Annotated in this window: 6 protein-coding genes and 1 pseudogene; 5 read left to right on the top strand and 2 right to left on the bottom strand. The window is 42.9% G+C overall.

Annotated elements, in window-relative coordinates:
- Nucleotides 1-236 precede the first annotated feature (236 nt).
- Nucleotides 237-761, bottom strand: coding sequence for a DUF5626 family protein (locus tag BVE84_RS09665; protein ID WP_076996804.1), 525 nt, complete (start codon nt 759-761; stop codon nt 237-239).
- A 900-nt stretch (nt 762-1,661) separates the two neighbouring features.
- Between BVE84_RS09665 and BVE84_RS09660 the strand changes: the two are divergent.
- Together BVE84_RS09660 and BVE84_RS09655 are read left to right on the top strand one after the other, a co-directional pair.
- Nucleotides 1,662-7,394, top strand: a pseudogene (locus tag BVE84_RS09660) (endo-alpha-N-acetylgalactosaminidase family protein); the annotation flags it as partial.
- Between the two features lie 242 nt (nt 7,395-7,636).
- Nucleotides 7,637-12,118: a glycosyl hydrolase family 95 catalytic domain-containing protein gene (locus BVE84_RS09655; protein ID WP_076996802.1), complete on the top strand. Its 4,482-nt coding sequence runs from the start codon at nt 7,637-7,639 to the stop codon at nt 12,116-12,118.
- Nucleotides 12,119-12,686: 568 nt separating this feature from the next.
- Here BVE84_RS09655 and BVE84_RS09650 read toward each other — a convergent pair.
- Entirely contained in the window at nt 12,687-12,986 is a 300-nt protein-coding gene (locus tag BVE84_RS09650; protein ID WP_076996801.1) for a YbaB/EbfC family nucleoid-associated protein, read from the bottom strand.
- 290 nt (nt 12,987-13,276) lie between these two features.
- Here BVE84_RS09650 and BVE84_RS09645 point away from each other — a divergent pair, with 290 nt between their 5' ends.
- The 3 genes from BVE84_RS09645 to BVE84_RS09635 form a co-directional block, all read left to right on the top strand.
- Nucleotides 13,277-14,398, top strand: coding sequence for an IS110 family RNA-guided transposase (locus BVE84_RS09645; protein WP_076996800.1), 1,122 nt, complete (start codon nt 13,277-13,279; stop codon nt 14,396-14,398).
- Between the two features lie 888 nt (nt 14,399-15,286).
- The gene (locus BVE84_RS09640; RefSeq protein ID WP_076996799.1) at nt 15,287-16,450 is read left to right on the top strand and encodes an SIS domain-containing protein; all 1,164 of its coding nucleotides are present in this window, start codon (nt 15,287-15,289) and stop codon (nt 16,448-16,450) included.
- A 478-nt stretch (nt 16,451-16,928) separates the two neighbouring features.
- A partial coding sequence (locus BVE84_RS09635; protein ID WP_135017473.1) for a hypothetical protein occupies nt 16,929-17,338 on the top strand: 410 nt, incomplete at its 3' end.

Here is a 17,338-nt window from a genome sequence, read left to right as displayed (position 1 = left end):
GCTGACAAGCTTCTTTACGAGTATGACCTTCGTCTTGAACAAACGAAATCACTCGTTTTCTAAAATCTAAATCATATGCCATAACTTTAGTATACCATAATTACTGATTTAAAACTGATTGACTATACAAAGTCTATTTATTTTTTAAATGATTTAAAAAATAGATCATCACTAATAAAGACAATAAAAATAAAAATGTTAAAAAAATAGCTGTTAAAATTCCGAATATACCCATTTTATTTGACATATGTAACTAAATAATCCGCATCAAGGCTCGCTCTCAATGCTCCATTCCAAGAAGGTCCATTTATCCAGGGAGTGGATGCTTGAAATTCAAAGTATGCGGTAGCTTGCCTAGTTCCCTCACGGACTAAATTTGCAGAATTAACTCCAACAAAATGATTATACCATAAATCATAGGCATCAGTTATAGTTCTTGTATTTATATTTATATAAAAACCACAATTATAAAAACCTCTAATATAATTAATATGATAAGTCCCATTATTGGCTTTTTCAGCATGAACTTGTCCCCAGGCACTTCTAAATTCTTTTACTGATGGTTCACTTACCTTTGTTACTACAATGGTATTTTTTTCACCAAATGAATCAATAAATTCTTTAGAAACAGAATCTCCAACTTTCATATTTAATGATGCTCTAACTGTAGTATCACTTCTCTCAACATCCGCATATGCAGTTTTATGCACTCCCAAAAAAACTAATAAAACAGCAAAGATAGATACTAATATTTTTTTCATAATTCAATTCCTTCCTCTCTTATGAAATTTAGCACCACACAGTTTTATTCTCTTGTTCCTCCTTTCTATTTAGTTACAACACTGTGTTTCTCATCTTCACTATACACCTAATAAAAAAAAAAAACAAGTCTATTTTTTTTAAAATTTTTATGATATAATTGAATGGTTAAGGTAAATTTATAAATCTTTAGACTAACAAACTGGAGACAAAAAGGGCGAAGTACTGACTAGAGGATTTTAGATTTTGGGTAGCCAAGTATGTTGTTTGTCAGATTGAAATACCCTATTTGTACAAAAACCAAGGATGGGGTACCTTATTTTCTAAATAATTTTTCTTAGTTGCGTTCCAAATCGCAACTATTTTTTGTTCCCATTGATACCTTATTTCTCTCTCTTGTTCTGATGTATGAACTAAATTTCCATTTTCTACATTACTCCAACTGTAATTTTTAAAGAATATCTTTAAATAACCTGCTGTAACTAAATTGCTTTTTTGATACAAAACTTGCAATAAGTCATCAACTACTTGAGCATTTTAAGTCAATCTTAAATGCTTTCATCGGCTACTGTACAATCTTTAAAATTGAATGTAGGAATCATTCTATACCTACAAAATCAATAGTGAACGAAGGGAGTTTTAGGAGCCTATTTATCATGGAGATTGAATGATTTTTTTGAATAATATTGGGAATATGAAGGGGATAGATGACCACTAAAAATGAGGCTAAAAATTTTGAAAGATTTCTCCAAATGTGATTGACAAATACCTAGAAAACCCTTACAATAAATATGTCAATATATTAAATTGCGCTTGAATAAATAAATCTACAGAAGGGAGAGATAAATAGAATGTTGTTAGAAAAGCGCAAGTCAAGAAAGGGTATTGTGATGAAAAGTTTTTTCTATCAAAGGAAATGCAAGTATAGCCTACGTAAGGTGGCGATAGGGGTCTGTTCGGTTCTGATCGGGCTTAGTTTTTCTGCTATTCATGCTAGTGCACAAGAGGTGGCAGAAGGAGGACAAGGTTCTAGCCAAACGGCTCCAGATCCAGCGCTTGGCGAACCTGCCAGTCCCAGTGTAGATGCTACTGAGACTCCAATGGAGGATACGAGAGTAGAAGATGCTTCTGTTGAGAAAGCAAACAAATCCGAGGAAACCTCAACTGAGGAGGCTAGAGCAGAGGAGGTTCCCGGCGAGGAGTCGGCACCTGTAGAAACTAGCCAACCGGAGCAACCGATTATTCCTTCAGAATCTACCCCTCTTAAAGAAGCGATAGAAGCACCTAAAGAGGATAAGGTAGTGAAAGAAAGCGTACCAGAAACAGCCCAAAGTACGGAATCGGCAGCAGTCTCCAGAGGGAGGGTTCGTCGGTCAACGACTGAGCCTGACTACAAAGAATGGAAGCCCTCAGAAGGGGTTAGCCCAGGTGAGGTAGAAGTCATTGAAAAAGATGGCGTTCGCTACAATCGGTTATCCTCGACTGCCCAAAATGACAATGCTGCCAATCCGGCCCTCTATGAGAAAGAAGGGCTTCTGGTTGATGAGAATGGAAATGCTTCTGTAACGCTTCAATTTTTGGCAGAATCTGAGGCAGCTAAATCTCGCTTTGGTGTGTTTCTAAAGTTCAAGGATGCCAATAATAATATTTTTGTTGGCTACGACCGTGAAGGATGGTTCTGGGAGCATAAAACCCCAAACCATAATGCGTGGTACCAAGGAAGTCGAGTGGCTCCACCAGCCAAAAACTCTCTAAATGAATTGGTGATTACCTTAAAGTCTGACGGTCAGCTAAATGCGACCAACAATGGGGTTTCTCTCTTTGATACGCTGACCCTACCGAATGCTGTTGTGGATAATTTGGCAGATAGCAAGCGTATCTTGGTCAAGGCAGGTAGCTATGGGGATGATCGCACAGTTGTTGGTATCAAGACAGATAACCAAGAAAATGTGACTCCTCGCCAACCAGATAGTGATAAAGAGACCGGTCCACTGGTAGATGATAGCGCCATCATTTATGATACCATCCGCTCAGATGTCTTAGAAGCACTCATCGATACTACTTTCCCACGGATTAAAGAGTACAGCTATAAAGGCAACAAGATGTATGGTCAGGTAATCCCTACCAGAAAAATTAGTATCAACAATCAGGAAATCGAGCCACAAGTTACCTATCGCAAGGTGGATGATAAGACGGCAGAATATGTCTTAAAGCTACAGAAGGCTGATCAAAAGATTGATGCCGATATTACCGTGCGATTGAAGATCGAGAACAACCAACTGCATTTTGATATTACCAACATCACCAACCATAATGAAGTTGTCTATGGGCAAACCATTGATGACACCAAGAAATTGCTTTCTAGTTTAAGTTTTTTAACAACTCCTTTGGTCTCTGTATCAAGCGATCAACATCAGGCTAAGTTTGACGGAGCACGGATGTCGAATAATACTCATCAGTCAGGAGATATTCATGTAGATGTCCGCAATCCGATGGGGGATCTGTCAGCAGGATTCATGTATGGTTTTGTCTCAACAGACAAGGTTGCAGCAGGTGTTTGGAGTAATTCTCAACACAGCTATGGAGGAGGAGCGAACGACTTTACTCGTATTTCAGCCTACAAGCAGACAGTAGGAGATAAGAACTATATTGGGATTGCCAGCTCTCCTTGGCAATGGCAAAGAGCACACGAAAACCTTGTCTTTCCGGAGTATACGCTAGAGTTACCAAGTGCTAAGGTCGTCTTTACTGAGGACATCAATCAAGATCAAGTGGTCGACTGGCAGGATGGAGCTATTGCCTATCGTGAGATTATGAACAATCCAAAGGGCTGGGAGAGTGTGAAGGATATTACGGCTTACCGTATTGCCATGAACTTCGGCTCACAAGCACAAAATCCATTCTTGATGACCCTAGATGGGATCAAGAAAATTGCTCTGCATACAGACGGTCTAGGGCAAGGTATCCTCTTAAAAGGCTATGGATCAGAAGGACATGATTCTGGGCATTTGAATTATGCCGATATTGGAAAGCGGATTGGTGGAGTTGAGGACTTTAAGACCTTAATTGAAAAAGCTAAGGCCTATGGCGCAAAGCTGGGTATCCATGTCAATGCTTCTGAAACCTATCCAGAATCCAAGTACTTTACAGAGGAAATCTTGAGTAAGGATGCAAATGGCAATTATCGTTACGGTTGGAACTGGTTGGATCAAGGAATCAATATCGATGCAGCTTACGACTTGGCTCACAATCGTTTGAAACGCTGGCAAGATCTCAAGGCAGCACTAGGTGAGGGCTTGGATTTCATCTATGTAGATGTGTGGGGAAATGGCCAGTCGGGCGATAATGGCGCTTGGGCGACCAGAGTACTGGCCAAGGAGATTATTGAGCAAGGATGGCGTTTTGCGATTGAATGGGGCCACGGGGGAGAGTACGACTCTACCTTCCAGCATTGGGCTGCGGATTTAACCTATGGAGGTTATACGAATAAAGGAATCAACAGCGCGATTACACGTTTTATTAGAAACCACCAAAAAGATGCTTGGAATGGCGATTACCCTTCTTATGGTGGTGCTGCCAACTACCCATTGCTAGGTGGTTACAGCATGAAAGACTTTGAAGGCTGGCAAGGCCGCAGTGATTACAATGGCTATGTGACCAATCTCTTTGCCCATGATGTCATGACCAAATATATCCAACACTTTACCGTAAGTAATTGGAAGAATGGTCAAGCTGTCACCATGACCGATAATGGTTCTACCTATAGCTGGGTGCCAGAGATGGAGATCAAGCTGACAGACAAGGCTAATAACCAATTAGTGCTCACTCGTAAGAGCAACGATGTGACGAGTCCTTTGTATCGCCAGAGAACGGTTACCCTCAATGGACGTGTGATTCAAGATGGTAGTGCTTATTTAGTTCCTTGGAACTGGGATGCTAACGGAAATCAACTGGCCCAAGACAAGGAGAAAATGTACTACTTCAATACAGAAGCAGGACAAACCACTTGGCAATTACCAGCGGACTGGTCAGCTTCTTCTGTTTATCTCTACAAACTAACTGACCTCGGTAAGGTTGAAGAACAGATTATTCCAGTCGTAAATGGTCAGATTACCCTAGACCTCCTCGCAAATCAACCCTATGTCCTCTATAAGACACCGCAGACGAATCCAGCAATGTCTTGGAGCGAAGGCATGCATATCTATGACCAAGGGTTCAATAGTGGGACCTTAGACCATTGGACTAAGACGGGTGATGCCGCTACTGCAAGTATTGTGAAGTCTCAAGGACATAATGATATGTTGCGGATTCAAAATAACACAGATAAGGTCAGCCTGACTCAGAAGTTGACGGATTTGAAACCGCATACACGCTATGCAGTGTATGTTGGAGTTGATAACCGTAGCTCTTCAAAGGCAAGTATCACTGTTCATACAGGTGAAAAAGAAGTGAGCAACTATACCAAGCAGTCCATTGCCTTGAACTATGTTCAAGCCTATGCTCATAACACCTTGGCATCAACAGCAACGGTTGATAATGTGAGCTACTTCCAAAATATGTATGTTTACTTTACGACAGGTAGTGATGTTTCAAATGTCACCCTAACCTTGGCTAAAGAGGCGGGAGATGGCGCTACCTATTTCGATGACATTCGTGTTTTTGAAAATGAATCGGCAATGTATGCTGAGGGTCATGATACCAGTTCTACTGCCAAGAAATTTACGCAGAATTTTGAAAATGTAGCTCAGGGAATCTTCCCATTCGTGATTGGGGCTGCAGAGGGTGTCAATGATAATCGGACTCACTTATCTGAAAAGAACGCTCCGTATACCCAAAGAGGCTGGAATGATAAGAAGATTGATGACGTCATTGAGGGCGACTGGTCCTTAAAGACAAATGGTTTGGTCGGTAGACAGCGGTTGATTTATCAAACTATTCCTCAAAATTATCGCTTCGAGGCTGGGAAGTCCTATCGTGTGAGTTTTGATTATGAATCGGGATCTGATAACACCTATGCCTTTGTTATTGGAGAAGGTGCCTTTCGTCATATCAATGAGACAGAGATGCATTTACTGGGCAATACCTGGACAGACTCTCCACGGGCCAAGCGTGTCAACTTCCTTGTCACTGGTGCAGAAAGTGGTGAGAGCTGGATTGGAATCTATTCAACAGGGGCAGCTTCCAATACTCATGGCGATACAGGTGGAAATGCTAACTTCAGAGGTTACAATGACTTTATCCTAGACAACCTCGTCATCGAAGAGGTAGAGGTGACAGGAGCCTTGCTGATAGAGGGAGCGCTTAAGAACTACCTTCCAATAGTCGCCAATGATTCCTATACTAGAGAGAGTCTTGATGCAGTTCGTGAAGCCCTATACTATCTCAGAACAAGCGATCCCAATATCTCTGTAGAAGATGCTAAGGCCTTGATCGAAAATGTGAATGCCTCTATTGCTGGTCTAGTTGCGAAGCGTTTGGCTGTATTACCTAATGAGATCGAATCGCTCAATGCTCAAGCACAGAGTGGGGAAGAGCTGGAAAAAGCCTTTGATGGCGATCCTTCTACTTTGTGGCATACACCATGGAGTGCGACAAGTATTAACACACCTGCTACGATTGTTCTAAAAGAACCGACAGCTATCACTAAGTTTGAGTATATTCCTCGCCAATCTGGTAGCAATGGTATCTTGAAGAATGCGCGCTTGGTAGTGACAGATGAACAAGGTCAAGAACATGTCTTTACTGCTCAAGATTGGGCAAACAATGCAGAGAAAAAGACGATTGACTTTGGTCAAACAATCAAGGCTAAGAAGGTTGTTTTAGTGGGAACTGCTTCTTATGGCAATACTCCTGATACCTTCCAATCGGCGGCAGAATTGAGATTGGTGGTACCTGTTCAAGAAGAAGCAGAGCTGAACTATGATGCCTATCATCGTATCTTGCAATCCCTTCGTAAGAATGCAGATCCAGAATTACTACAATCACTCAAGGCCTTGTCTGACTTTGTGGATAGTCTAAGGAATGACCATATCCTAACCCAAAGCATGATAGATAGCTATGTTGCTGCATTGTCAGAGATGAGAAAGACAGATAAACTGGATGATTTAGTCCATACCAAGAAAGAACTTGAGATTAAGGAAGAATCTATCGATTACAAGACTATTCAAGTGGATAATAAGGAACTTCCTCACGGAGTGAAGCGAGTGATTCAAAAGGGAGCATCTGGTAGAATCCGTATCTACTATGAGTTGACCAAGGGAGAAGATGGTAATGTCTTAGATATGCGCGAGGTAGGTGCAAGAAGGGTCTTACAAGAGGCGGTGGATGAAATCATCGAGATTGGGACAAGTATTCCTGACCAGCCTGCGGAGCAAGCTAGACCAGAGGAGAAAGGTCAACCTCAGCATGATAAGGGACAAGAAGGTCCAAAATCAGCAACAGGTATGCTAGAGAAAGAGTCAGCAACTAAACCTCTCACCCTGCTTGGAGCAGATAAAGAAAACAGACCTCTAGCTCAAGCTAAGGTAGAAAAGGCTGCCTTACCAGCTACTGGTAGTCGGGCAAACGCTTGGCTTCCTGCTCTTGGCATGACGATTCTAGGTATCTTCTTCTACAAGAAAAAAGAGGAAGAATAGAAACAGTGCTGTACCGCCCCAAAAGTGAGAGAAGCCCTCTAACGTTTGGGGCAGGTCGCACTTCTTATACTCAATTAAGATGTGAAGCCGTTAAAAGGTCTAAGTGAAAATAGGAATTTTGACGAGTTGACCAAGTATCCTGTTGATTGTTCAAGAGTATTACGAATGGTGGGAGATGAAGAACGACTATCAATAATATATGAATAAATAATCGAAAAACGTACTTTTTAAAGGAAGGGAATATGTCTAAAAATCTATATGAAAAGCGACACCGTTATAGTATTCGGAAATTGAGTGTCGGTGTCGGATCGCTCTTGATTGGGGCTAGTATCCTTTGTATGCAGCCAGTTCTTGCCCAAGAAGCTGGGACTGAAAGCCCCCTTCTTCATCAGCAAGGTGAGGAATTACCAAACCTTGATGAACCGCAGGCCACTCCACCTGCAGAAGCGATGCCTGATAGGGTAGAAGGGTCAGATACAGCAGTAACTTCCTTGCCAGAGGAGGAGACAGGGGTGCCAGTTTCTTCTGATATAGAACCAGAAGCTAGCTCTGCAATCGGTCTGAATCGAGCAGTACCTAGTATTGCTAGAACCGATGAAATGGTGTCTAATAATGACTTTGTTCTGAACTATACCGCTCCAGCGGCGAACACCTATGAAGGGTGGGAAAAAGAGGCCTTGCCGACAGGTAATGGCGATATTGGTAGTAAAACCTTTGGATTGGTCGGAGCAGAACGGATCCAGTACAATGAAAAAACCCTCTGGTCTGGAGGACCACGACCAGATTCGACAGACTACAATGGAGGAAACTTAGCGGGCAAGCATGTTTATATTCCTCAAATCCGCGAGGCATTAGAAAGAGGTGATCTGGCAACAGCTAAGCGACTAGCAGAGACCCACCTTGTCGGACCTCATAATGAGCAATATGGACGGTATCTGTCCTTTGGTGACGTTGAGGTTGACCTCCTTAATGAAACAAAGGAATTGGCAGCCGTAGAGGATTATCGTCGCCAGTTGGATATAAAAACAGCTATTACTGCGACAGACTATCGTCATCAAGAGAAGGCCTTCCACCGTGAGACCTTTGTCAGCTATCCTGACAATGTATCCGTGACTCATTTTACCAAAATGGGTGGGTTGATGGATTTGGTTATTCGCAAACGCATGAGCCATGCCGATTCTAATTTTAAAGAGGGGACGGTGACCTATAGTGAGGACGGCATCTTGCTTTCAGGTACGGTACGCAATAATGGTCTGAGATTTGCCTCCTTCGTCAAGATTGACACAGACGGTGTTCTTGAACATCTGGCAGATCATATTCGTATCAATGGAGCGAGCTATGCAACTCTTTATCTAAGTGCAGAGACGAATTTTTCTCAAAATCCAAAGACCAACTATCGTGATCGTGAGATGGATGTAGAGGCATTCGTTCGTCAGACAGCTACAAATGCTAAGAATAAAGGATTTGAGGCGATCAAAGCAGATCATGTTGCTGACTATCAGGCGATCTTTAACCGTGTCGAAATCAACCTTGGGGCAGAAGAATCCGATGTGTCCACTAAAGAATTGTTGAGCTCTTATCGAGGGGATAGCCGTAAGTTGGAAGAACTCTTCTACCAATATGGTCGCTATCTGATGATTTCCTCCTCCCGTGATGGAAAAAATGCCCTGCCGGCTAATCTGCAAGGTGTTTGGAATGCTAGCGACAATCCACCTTGGGCATCTGACTATCATCTAAATGTCAACTTGCAGATGAATTACTGGCCTGTCTATGCGACTAACATGGCTGAGACTGCCCTACCATTGATTCACTATATCAATGACATGCGTTACTATGGTCGGGAGGCAGCTAAGCACTATGCCAATATCGTTTCTGCCGAGGGAGAGGAAAACGGGTGGCTTGCCCATACTCAAGCGACCCCATTTGGCTGGACGACGCCGGGTTGGAACTATTATTGGGGCTGGTCGCCTGCATCGAATGCTTGGATTATGCAGAATGTCTATGACTACTACAAGTTTACCAAGGATGAGACCATGCTCCGTGACACTATCTATCCGATGTTGAAAGAGACTGCTAAATTCTGGAACAGTTTTCTTCACTATGACCGCGAGAGTGATCGATATGTGTCATCCCCATCCTACTCGCCAGAACATGGAACCATTACCATCGGGAATACCTACGACCAATCCTTGGTATGGCAACTTTTCCACGACTACATGGAGGCAGCCGCTGTCCTGAATGTTGACCAAGATTTGGTGGCAGAGATTCAGACTAAGTTTGAAAAACTCAAACCCCTCCATATCAATCAAGCAGGTCGTATCAAGGAATGGTATGAAGAAGATAGTGAACGTTTCACAGATGAGCACCGTCGTGCTGTTGAACCAGGCCATCGTCATGTCTCTGAGCTAGTCGGACTTTTCCCGGGAACGCTCTTTAATAAAGACAACTCTGCTTACCTTGAGGCGGCACGTGCGACTCTGAATCATCGTGGCGATGGTGGTACAGGATGGTCTAAGGCAAACAAAATTAACCTATGGGCTCGCCTCTTGGACGGGAATCGGGCTCATCGTCTGCTATCTGAGCAGTTGCGCTCCTCCACCCTCGCCAACCTTTGGGATACTCATCCACCATTTCAGATTGATGGGAACTTTGGTGCAACCAGTGGAATGACGGAAATGCTTCTCCAATCGCACTCTGGCTACATTGCTCCTCTACCAGCCCTGCCAGATGTGTGGGCGAATGGGTATGTTAAGGGCTTGATAGCCCGTGGCAATGTAGAAGTGGACATGGCATGGAAGAATAAGAATCTGACGAACCTCACCCTCCAGCCACGGATGGCAGGTCCTGTCGTGATTGATTTTCCGAATATCGAAACAGCTACTCTGCTCAAAAATGGCAAAACGGCAAGTTTTACAAGGTTACAAGACGGTCGGATTTCCATTGAAGCAGCAGCAGGTGATGTCCTTGTCCTTGAAAATATTTTGGCACGGATTAGCGACTTAAATGCGAAACGGATTGCTAAGGATAAGGTTGAGTTGTCCTTTAGTCCTGTTGAGAATGCCCTGTATTACCAGATTGAGCGGACAAGTAGTGAGGGGACAGTGCTGCTTACCAGTGACCGAACCCAAATTGTTGATCGAACTGTCCAACCTGATTTAGCCTATAGCTATCGAGTTCGTCCTGTCTTAACCCCAGCTGTGTCGACTGCATTTTCAAACACAGCTAATGTGACAGCCCTTGTAGATCTTTTGGATGACCGTGATCCGAGCATTCGCTACGGCTCAGCCTTCGGTAACTGGGCAGACAGTAGCATGTGGGCTGGTACGGAGAAGTATGCAGACATTACAGGAAACACATCTATTTCTGATGAAGATGCCTCCTTGACCTTGCCATTTGTGGGAACAGGTATCGAAATCTACGGCATTAAGAACCGCCCTCTAGGGAAAGCGATTGCTTTTATTGATGGACGAGAGGTAGGTGAACTTGATTTCTATAAGTCAAGTGGGGATGTTGAAAAAAGCGCCCTTATCGGTCGCTTTGATGGTCTGACAGAGGGATTGCATGAGTTGACTCTTCGTGTCAGTAAGGCAGCTCCGACCCGCGATGGTGAGAGAAATAAGATTTCCCTTGACTTCTTCAAAGTCATTCAAGATACCAGTACTGAAGATGAACTTCTAGATGATCGCGATCCTCGTATCCAGTACGGTTCAGCCTTTGGTAACTGGAACGATAACGACTTATACGCTACTACAGAAAAATACGGAGAACGGAGTGAGTCAACCAGTGATGAAGCAGCCAGCTTTACTTTGGAATTTGAAGGAACGGGCATCGAAATCTATGGTCTAAAATCTCCTTATCTGGGTAAGGCAAAAGTGACCATTGACGGTCAGCCAGTCAATGATTTAGTTTTCCATAAATCGACTGGCAATACGGAAAAGGCTGTCCTTATCGGTGCTTATACAGGCCTGGAAAATGGTCGACATACCCTCCTTGTGACCATCGCAGATGAGTCTATTGACGGTAGTTTTAAGAAAATTTCTTTGGACTCTATCAAGATTTTGAAAGAGAAGATTGTGCCTACCCTACCAGCAGCTGTGTTTGATGTGACGGATAATCAGCAAGAATTAGCAGTAGATTTACCGAAGGGGACCTGGAGCCATGTAGTAGTGACAATCGCTCAAGGTAGGCCTGTGACGATCTCTCGTGATGGCGATAATGTGATGGTTCAGGGAGTCAGCCACCGCCGTGATGGCAATCGCCTCTATCTTGACATCAGCAACTACCCACAGGAAGGTTTGATACGGGCAACGAGCTATCGTGGTGAGGAAGAAGTAGGTATTTCGTTTGCCTACAAGGCATCGACTAAGTCATCGTCCGATCAAACGGTTCGGCCTGAACTACCAGATCCAGCGCCTACTGATGATCCAAAGCCTCAGGGAGATACATCAAGGTTACCGATCGTGACGGAAGTTATGAAAGAGCCGATAAGACCTGCTGTTGACACGTCCAAGAACTCACCTGTTGATCCGAAAGGGAAAGAAAATGAACCGAAGGTGATGCCTCTGACGAAACAAGGTTCGCTTGACCAAGGAACTAGCAAACAAGGTCAGCTACCAAATACTGGAGAAGCCATGTCGGCAGGAGTTTCTATCGTCGGTCTCCTAATAGGTTTAGTGACTTCCCTGTTTTGGTTAATGAGAAAAGGTCAAAAAGAGAAAGGATGAGCCTGTCGGTGAGTAGTCCAAGGAGCTAGTGAACCGTTGCAAATTATGGAATCCTGCTCGTCAAAAATCAAACGGATACTTGCTTGATTCGTCTTGATGAGTGAAAGGCTCCGCTGGAATTTTCAGCTCGTTTCCTTGAGATGTGATAGAGTGCTTCGTTTTGCGGTCTCTCAGCCTGCTTCTTTCAAACAAGGGATACTATTGAAAAAGTCAGGACTTTTTTGTTTCCAACTTGAGGCTGCATAAAACGTCCAGAACGACTACTTATACTCGATAAAAATCAAAAAGCAAACTAGCAAGCTAGCCGAAGGCTGTACTGTCGTACGACAAGGCAAAGCTGACCTGGTTTGAAGAGATTTTAAAGAGTATTAGAGTTCCTGTCAACGTCTCAGTGTAGCAACTGCCTTTGGTTTCGGTGCCTAATCGTTTTTGAAGGGCATTGGGGAGAATAGACCTTATCTATGTTAAGGACAGATTCCGTTTTTGAACTCTTCTTTTGATAATGTTGCCAAGGTATTTTAGATGTCATCTACCATGTGAAAAGGTGAGGGAGTCTCACATTATCAACTTAAAATGGTAATTTCCCTGCAAAGGCACCCAATGTTTTTTGGGTCTTTTCATCAATTTTTGTCAGTGCCTGATTAACTGCCTGAATGGTCATTTCTTGTAGGGTTTCCACATCGTCTGAGTCTACCACTTCGGGCTTGAAATCGATGGCTACCAGCTTCTTATCACCTGTGAAACGTACAGAAACCAACTCCTGGGCAGATACTCCTGTAAACTCGGTCGCCGCTAGCTCGGCCTGACTTTTTTCCATCTGTTTTTGTAATTTCTGTGCCTGTTTCATCATTTGTTGCATGTTCATCATAAGATTGTGTACTCCTTTTTCTAAGAAATCAGGTATCGAATGTGATACGGAATCATTATACCATATTTTAGTGGAGGTAGGGAGTATTCGTAGAGGGATAGGCCCTATATGGGGAGTTGTGCCGTTTTGGAGGTCATTGCACATCTCTACATAGCATTTTTTGAACATATATAGTCGTTTAGACAATATGTAAAGACCCCCAGTTGAGAATTCGTGGATTTACCTGTACACTAGAATAAAAAAACAATCAACTTCTAACAGGAATTACCACACTCAATTGGAGGTCTTATATGTTTCATTTTACCACACTTTTCATCGGAATGGATGTTCACAAAGAAAGTTTTTCACTCTGCTGTTATGATATGATGGCCAATCAATTCAAACACAGCACTAAAGTCGATCCAAATGTTAGCTATATTGTGAACTATGTGACCGAGCTTCGTCGTTTATATGGTCAAGATGCAGAAGTGTTATGTGGCTACGAAGCTGGATGTCTCGGATTTACCTTGTATCACCAGCTACAAGCTCACGGGATTCCCTGTATCGTACTGGCACCTACAACGGTGATGAAGGAAGGATCTAAGCGTGTTAAGACGGATAAGAAAGATGCGGATCAGCTCGCAAAAGCTCTGGCTTTTCGTAGCTATCGACCTGTTCATACTCCTACTGCTGAGGATGAACAAGTCAAAGAATATATCCGTATGAGAACAGACCACAAAGTGGCTCTGAAGAAAATCAAACAACAAATTCTTTCCTTCTGTCTCCGACATGATTTTCGCTATACCGAAGGAAGCAATCATTGGACACAGAAACATGTCCGCTGGCTCCGTTCCCTAAATCCTGAGGGACTTTACGCAGAGATTTTGACAGAATACCTATTGACCTATGAGAAATTAGTCGATCAAATAGAACGGTATGATACGCGAATTGAACAACTGGCTCAAAGCGACAATTATCAAGAGAAGGTCTCACAGCTTTCTTGCTTTATTGGCATTAAAACACTAACCGCTCTTTCCATTGTGGCAGAAATTGGTGATGTTAATCGCTTTGCGACAGCTCAAAATTTTTCTTCTTATCTTGGACTAACTCCTAGTGAAAATTCTAGTGGCGATAAGGAGAGAAGAGGAGCTATCACCAAAGCTGGTAATAGCCATGTAAGACGACTTCTGATAGAAGCTGCACAATCATTGGCTAAGGGGACTATTGGGTATAAATCCAAAGAATTGAAAAGGAGACAAAGTGGAAACCGTGTTGAGGTGATTGCTTATGCGGATAAGGCTAATGAACGCTTACGAAGACGTTATCGCACACTTGTTCTAGGAAAAAATAAGAAACAAAATGTTGCTAAAACAGCTATTGCAGGTGAATTATCTGGTTTTATTTGGGGGATGATGACGGGAAGAATAGCTTGAAGTTAGCACTTGTTTTCGTGCACACTTTTGACAATTATGTTTTATCATCGCAGAGCGATGAGGAATCCCTATTTCTATCCAAACTCACTGGGTGAATTTGGACAGAAATAAGGATTGAAATCATGTTTGAATGGAAAGTATCTTGAAGGAGTTTAGGACTTCAAGGTTTGAGTCATCTACGAATAAACTATGTGGTACATAGATAATCCACCCATTTAGATGGTAGGACTCGAGGCAGAACCATTGACCTGTAGGTAACCAATCCACGAATATCAGAGTGGCCAATGCCCGAAGCTAAGAACTAGGCTCTTTCTAGATACTTTTCATTTTCTAATCAGTTCGATTGTTTTTACTTGACAAAGGGCTTTACATATCAGTTTATCTTTTATTACTTCGACGATTGTGGAAACTCCGTTTCCCTATTTCCAACTTCCAATAATCTCCCAGATTATTGGAACTCGCTTTGCCGTACTCTACGATTGTTACTGACTATCGTCAGTATGATTTCCAACCTTCAACAGTCATTAGACTGTTGAAGCAACCTGCAGCTCGTTGCCTAGTACTAAAAGCAAACCAAAAGACTATAGTATAAGCAGATGCAGTTTATCAAGATAAGTTGACGAAGTACCTTTTTGATTTTGGAAGGCTGTACTTTGGTTTGAGAGGTAGATAACCGCGCCATTCTGATTTCTCAGCTTTCACTATTTTAAATTGTGAAAGTGCCTCTAGTCTTTATGTTAGTAGAGTGGGGCTATTCCCTCCTGTACCAGTAGCTAGGGTCTTATCTTGGAAGATATTTTTAATATATTAACCTATTTTATGTTGACGAAAGCGCTCATATAGAGTATAATAAAAGAAACTGGTTATAACCACTAAAGAGGAGGTCCTATGTTTCATTTACCAAAAGAAGAATTGGAAAGACTAGGTGCGATTATTACAGTGCCTGAGGTCTATCAGCAACCAGCCTTATGGAAAGAAACCTATCAACTCTACTATGATAAGTTGGAGATGATTACAGCGTTTTTGGATGAGATTAAGGCTAAACATGACTTTGTTCAGGTTATCTTTACGGGGGCTGGCACATCTGATTTTGTAGGGCAAAGCATAGCCAATTACTTAAATCAGGTCAACGATATGAAGCATATTCGCTTTATAACAGTTGGTACGGTTGAGATTGTCAGTCGTCCACATGATTACTTGCAGGCAGATATTCCGACCATTCTCGTTTCCTTTGCGCGAAGCGGAAATTCTCCAGAAAGTTTGGCAACTGTCGAGATTGCAAAAAAATTAGTCACGACCCTATATCAAGTGACCATTACGTGTGCACCAGAAGGGAAGTTGGCGCAGGCAGCAGAGGGTGATACAGGAAATCTCCTTTTGCTTCAACCAGCCTTGTCAAATGATAAAGGTTTTGCTATGACAGGTAGCTATACCTGCATGAGCTTGACAGCTCTACTTGTTTTCTCGCCAGAATCAGCTACAGTTAAGGCAACTTGGGTAGATACCATCATCCGTCTCGGTCAGGATGTGTTAGACCGTGAGGATTATGTGCAGGATTTGGTGAATCTAGAGTTTGAACGGGTTATTTATCTAGGAGCTGGTGGCTTCTATGGCCTTGCCCACGAAGCGCAATTAAAAATCTTGGAATTGACTGCTGGAAAAATTGCGACTATGTATGAATCACCACTCGGCTTCCGTCATGGACCGAAGTCGCTTATCAATGAGAAAACGATTGTCCTTCTTTTCGCTTCAAACGACGCCTATACAAGGCAGTACGATGTGGATTTGGTCAATGAAGTCTATGGTGATCAGATTGTAGCGCAAATAGTGGCACTGTCTGCGGATAAGTTGAGTGGTACAGAAGCTCCAAACTTTGTTCTAGCTGAAGGTGGAGAAGAACTACCAGATGTATTCTTGACCTTCCCTTACATTTTATTTGCTCAAACTTTTGCCGTTATGACCGCATTAAAGTGTAAGAATCTTCCAGACACACCGTCTCCTACAGGAACTGTTAACCGTGTCGTACAAGGGGTTATTATTCATCCCTTGTAGGATTCAAGCACACCGTCATCAAGAAGAATAGGACTCGCTTTTCCTGGCTTTTTGTTGCTGACGTCTATACTCTTTTGAAAAAAGAAATATCCTGTTGTCTAGCTTTAGCTAATCCCAACAGTCTAGGGATGAGTCGTTGGTCTATTATGAATTTCTTTGAGGATTAGAGTAGTTATATGATTACTTGATTGGCATAGAAAAGCAGCTGAGTTCTGAACTCAGCTCTTTTTCGTAGGACGGACCCTGTAAGGTCTCAGGAGCGCCTTGGACGTCGTCACAAGGAATGATGAGAAGTCAGCCAATCAAACAACTAAGAGAGACTGTATCATATCCAATACATTTCCTATTTTTGCTTCAAAAAGAGAAGCTAGCCTATTTACATGAGGCTCGCTTTTTGCTATAATAGTTGGTGAAAAAGAAGGGGGCGCACCCTCAGACAAAGAGGGCTAGTCCAAATGGGTTTATCAAAGGAGATACTATGAAACAGATGCGGAAAGTTGTGAATGCCTTGCTCTTGCTGGCGCTCTTGGTGTCCCAGTCGCCACTCGCCTATGCCGAGGAGATCGGTCAGGCCATCCAACAAGGACAGGCAGAAGCCGTCTACCAAAAAGCCCTGGAAGAGGCAAACAGGCAGACGGTTGGCTCTGAAAATGCCAATGTCGAATCGCCCACGCCCAGTGAATCGTCTGCTGTTCCCACAGACGACGGTGATGCCCTCCAACAACCCAAGGTAGTGAGGGAAGAAAGCGAAGCGGAAGCTACCTTAAAAGCCCAATACGGAGAACCTGTTGCGGTCAGTGGCCAGGAACAGCTTTTTCGAGTGGACGAAACCCATTTTGTCACCTATATTGGTAGTGACATTAAGACCTATCGGGACCAAGACGGGGT

The organism is Streptococcus azizii (assembly GCF_001984715.1).
Taxonomy (GTDB): Bacteria; Bacillota; Bacilli; order Lactobacillales; family Streptococcaceae; genus Streptococcus; species Streptococcus azizii.
The sequence above is the reverse complement of the archived record's forward strand: the minus strand, read 5'-3'. Positions and strand labels throughout refer to the sequence as shown.